The 3,817-nt window shown below is 56.1% G+C and carries 4 protein-coding genes; 3 read left to right on the forward strand and 1 reads right to left on the reverse strand.

Annotated features, from left to right (window positions below; all coding sequences use genetic code 11):
* Positions 1-198: 198 nt before the first annotated feature.
* A complete protein-coding gene (locus U869_RS0125610) occupies positions 199-651 on the reverse strand; it encodes a periplasmic heavy metal sensor (RefSeq protein ID WP_025123644.1) in 453 nt (150 codons plus the stop codon).
* 161 nt (positions 652-812) lie between these two features.
* Here U869_RS0125610 and U869_RS32300 point away from each other — a divergent pair, with 161 nt between their 5' ends.
* Genes U869_RS32300 through U869_RS0125625 form a run of 3 tightly spaced genes read left to right on the forward strand, consistent with a single transcriptional unit; the run spans position 813 to position 3,712 of the window.
* The gene (locus U869_RS32300; RefSeq protein ID WP_157834767.1) at positions 813-986 is read left to right on the forward strand and encodes a hypothetical protein; all 174 of its coding nucleotides are present in this window, start codon (positions 813-815) and stop codon (positions 984-986) included.
* Positions 976-2,382 carry a two-component system sensor histidine kinase ZraS gene (gene zraS / locus U869_RS0125620; RefSeq protein ID WP_025123642.1) on the forward strand — a complete coding sequence of 469 codons (1,407 nt, stop codon included), beginning with the start codon at positions 976-978 and terminating at the stop codon, positions 2,380-2,382. Before U869_RS32300 ends, zraS begins: the two co-directional genes overlap by 11 nt.
* Entirely contained in the window at positions 2,369-3,712 is a 1,344-nt protein-coding gene (locus U869_RS0125625; RefSeq protein WP_025123641.1) for a sigma-54-dependent Fis family transcriptional regulator, read from the forward strand. The genes zraS and U869_RS0125625 overlap by 14 nt, the downstream gene beginning before the upstream one ends.
* The last annotated feature ends 105 nt before the right edge of the window (positions 3,713-3,817 follow it).

A 3,817-nucleotide genomic window follows, 5' to 3' on the forward strand; every position in this document is an offset into this window, starting at 1 on the left:
CTTCAATGATCACGGGTATATTCGGGCGTAAGAATAAAGATTAAGAATTTTAGTATGTTGTTTTAAGTCAATTTAGCGAGAATCTTCTTATTTATGAGGATTATTAATTGATCGCGCAGGGGATATAGCGGGGATTAGCGGGAGAAACCAGAGCGAGTCTGGTGTTCTCCCTGTATTAGCGGTGGGAAATATTAAGGCTTAACGGCAGCCACGTCCGCCGTGCATGCCTGCTCCACCCATCCCGTGGCCCATCATCGGCACGCCAGCCTTAGCCAGGTCGGTATCCAGCGCCACTCGCTGTTGATACAGATTGTCACGCAACGCGGTGATTTCTTTGCTCACGGCCAACACCTTCTGCTCATCCAAAGGCTTACCGGTCAGCAGCGCCTGATATTCGTATTGCTTGGACATCAGCTGTTGGCGCAGGTCGGCGGTTTTCAGCTGGAACTCATCAAAGGCTTTCTGGCTGACTGCCTGCTGTTCAGGCGTCAGATTTGCGCGGTTACCGTGCTGATAACCTTTACCCTGATGAGTTCCCTGGGCATTGGCCATGTTGCCGTGATAACCATTTTGCGCCAGCGCGGTAGTGCTCACACCAGCCAACATGGCAACGGAGAGAATAGCGGCGAGGGTGGTTTTAGTCAGCGTCATGATTCATTTCCTTTTGTTTGCGTTCATGGATTCAATGTTCTTCCAATTGCTTATTGCAACCGCCGTGCCAGCTTCAGACTGGCACGGGAATTGTATGGATCCTGAATCATCGTGACGGCGTGGCTAGCCCGGCAACCCGGCGTCAGCCAAGGAATAACAGCATGCAGCGCACTGATTTTATGACAGCAATAAAAATAACTGACGGTGGTCGATGGCCGTTTTCTGGCCGCAACCCACAGAGAAAGTGGGTTATTATTACCCGCCATGCTGGTAGTGTGGGTAATAATTACCCGCACATCGATGTGCCGGTCGCAGAGGAAAGCCATGGAATTTAAAACCCGAACGACGTTCTTGCCCGCCTGGGCGATGATCGCTGCGGTCGCATTGCTGCTTGGTATTATCGTCACGTTGGCGATCAAAGACCTACAGCGCGGGCGTGAGGTGGAGATCCAGACGCTGCGGGAAAAGAGCGCGGTGCTGATGAGCTCTTTTGAATCCGGTGCCCGTACCGGTATGGGCATGCGCTGGCGTCACGATCAGCGTCAAACCCTGTTGGAGGAGATGGCCTATCAGCCGAACGTGCTGTATATCGCCATTACCGATCGGTCTGGTCGCATCCTGGCGCACAGCGATCCGCAACGCGTTGGCCAACAGCTGCATAGCCCACAACAGATGGCGGAGCTGAAGGTCTCCGGCGATGAGCAGTGGCATATGACGACTTTTGATGAGCCGCAGAAAGAGCGGCAGAATGCGTTCGAAGCCTACCGTTGGTTCAAGCCGCTCAAGCGCGGCAACGGCCATTCCGGGCATATGATGAACCGATCGCGTATGCAGGAAGCCGCCGAACCGCAGGATGATGAGCAGGCCGTTATTTTTGCGGCGTTTGACACCGTGGCGCTGGATGCCGCTCAGGCAAAGGATATGCGCAACACCGCCATTTTGCTGGTCACTCTGCTGCTGCTGGCGTTAGCCAGTTTGTTTATCTTCCGCGATATGCGGAAAATTCGTCAATTGCAGGAGGAGATCCGCCGCAAAGAAAAACTGGCGGCAATCGGCGATTTGGCGGCTGGCGTGGCCCACGAGATCCGCAACCCGCTGTCTTCGATCAAAGGTTTCGCCAAGTATTTTGCTGACCGCTCGCCAGAAGACAGCGAGCAGCATGAACTGGCCAAGGTAATGGCGAAAGAGGTCGATCGCCTTAACCGCGCGATCACCGAGTTACTGGCGCTGGTGCGGCCTGCCGATCTGCGTTTGCAGCGGGTGGCAATCGGCGAGGTGATCGAACACTCACTGCATCTGATCCGCCAGGATGCGGAGAGTCGCCAGATCGATCTTCGTTACCGCAGCGCAGAAGCCTTGCCGTTGGTGGAGCTCGATCCCGATCGTTTCACTCAGGTGCTGTTGAACCTGTATCTCAATGCCATTCAGGCGATCGGCACGGATGGCACGCTCGGGATCGACGTTGAACTGACCAGGGACGGAGCGGTGCGCATTACCGTCAGCGACTCGGGCAAAGGTATTGCGCCGGACGATCTGCAAAAAATCTTTAATCCTTACTTCACCACCAAAGCGACGGGCACAGGTCTGGGCTTGACCATGGTGCAGAAAGTCATCGAGGAGCATCAAGGGACGATCGCCGTGACCAGCGGCCAGCCTGCAGGCACCCGCTTTGAGATCGTGATCCCACTTCGCCAGCCAACACCGCAAGGAGAAGCCCATGCAGACGCCTAACGCCCATATTTTGCTGGTGGAGGACGATCTCAGCCACTGCACCATTCTCCAGGCGCTGATAGGGGGTTGGGGCTACCGGGTCAGCGTGGCGCATAACGGGCTACAGGCGTTGGAACAGGTCAGGGCACAGCCGTTCGATCTGATCCTGAGCGACGTGCGGATGGCGGAAATGGACGGCATCGCGGCGTTGAAGGCGATCAAGAGCTATAACCCGGCGATCCCGATCCTGATCATGACCGCCTACTCCAACGTGGAGTCTGCCGTGGAGGCGATTAAGGCGGGAGCTTATGACTATCTGACCAAGCCCCTCGATTTCGATACGCTGCAACTGACGCTGGCACGTGCGCTGGAACACACCTCGTTAAAGAGCGAGAACCATAGCTTGAAGCAGCGTTTGCAGTTTGATCCGCAAAATATGATTGGCCGCAGTGAGCCGATGCGCAGGCTGATGGACATGATCGCCATGATCGCCCCTTCCGAGGCCACGGTATTGATTGCGGGTGAATCAGGCACCGGCAAAGAGCTGATCGCCAGGGCGGTGCACGCCAACAGTCTGCGCAAGGATCGGCCACTGGTCAGCATCAACTGTGCCGCTCTGAGCGAATCGCTACTGGAGTCGGAGCTGTTTGGCCATGAGAAAGGGGCGTTTACCGGTGCCGACAAACGCCGGGAAGGGCGCTTTATGGAGGCCGATCAGGGCACGCTGTTTCTGGACGAGATTGGTGAAGTGTCACCGCTGATGCAGGCAAAATTACTGCGGGCGATCCAGGAACGGGAAATCCAACGGGTGGGCAGCAACCAGACGCTGTCGGTGGATGTTCGCCTGATCGCGGCGACCAACCGGGATTTGTTGGCGGACGTGGAGGCAGGCAGGTTCCGACAGGATCTTTACTATCGGCTGAATGTAGTGACGGTGGATAGCCCGCCGCTGAGGGCGCGCAGCGAAGATATTCCGCTGTTGGCGATGCACTTTCTGGAGAAGTTTGCCGAGCGTAACCGTAAGTCAGTCAAAGGATTTACCCCGCTGGCGATGGATATGCTGTTGAAATACCCTTGGCCTGGCAACGTGCGCGAGCTGGAAAATAGCGTGGAGCGCGGGGTGATCCTGTTGAGCGGGGACTTTATCAGCGAAAAGGAACTGCCGTTGAGCATTAGCCAGTGCGTTGATGTGCAGCCGGATCGCCAATCTGGCCAACCGATCCAGCCGTTGGAGCAGGTAGAGAAACAGGCGATTCTGGCGGCGTTGGAGCAAACCGCGGGCAACAAGACCGAGGCGGCGAAACACCTGGGCATTACCCGTAAAACGCTGTTGGCCAAGTTACAGAAATAACCCCTCACCCTAACCCTCTCCCACAGGGAGAGGGGACCGATCGAGTTCGCGGTTGGTTACGGGATCCTGTCTCACCATTACACCGAACTGGCTCCCTCTCCTTTT

The sequence above is a fragment of the Serratia sp. H1w genome (assembly GCF_000633355.1).
GTDB lineage: Bacteria > Pseudomonadota > Gammaproteobacteria > Enterobacterales > Enterobacteriaceae > Chania.

Excerpts from the sequence above, each read along its gene's own strand:
- U869_RS0125610 (WP_025123644.1), bottom strand. The coding sequence starts at position 651 with ATGACGCTGACTAAAACCACCCTCGCCGCTATTCTCTCCGTTGCCATG.
- U869_RS32300 (WP_157834767.1), top strand. The coding sequence starts at position 813 with ATGCAGCGCACTGATTTTATGACAGCAATAAAAATAACTGACGGTGGT.
- zraS (WP_025123642.1), top strand. The coding sequence starts at position 976 with ATGGAATTTAAAACCCGAACGACGTTCTTGCCCGCCTGGGCGATGATC.
- U869_RS0125625 (WP_025123641.1), top strand. The coding sequence starts at position 2,369 with ATGCAGACGCCTAACGCCCATATTTTGCTGGTGGAGGACGATCTCAGC.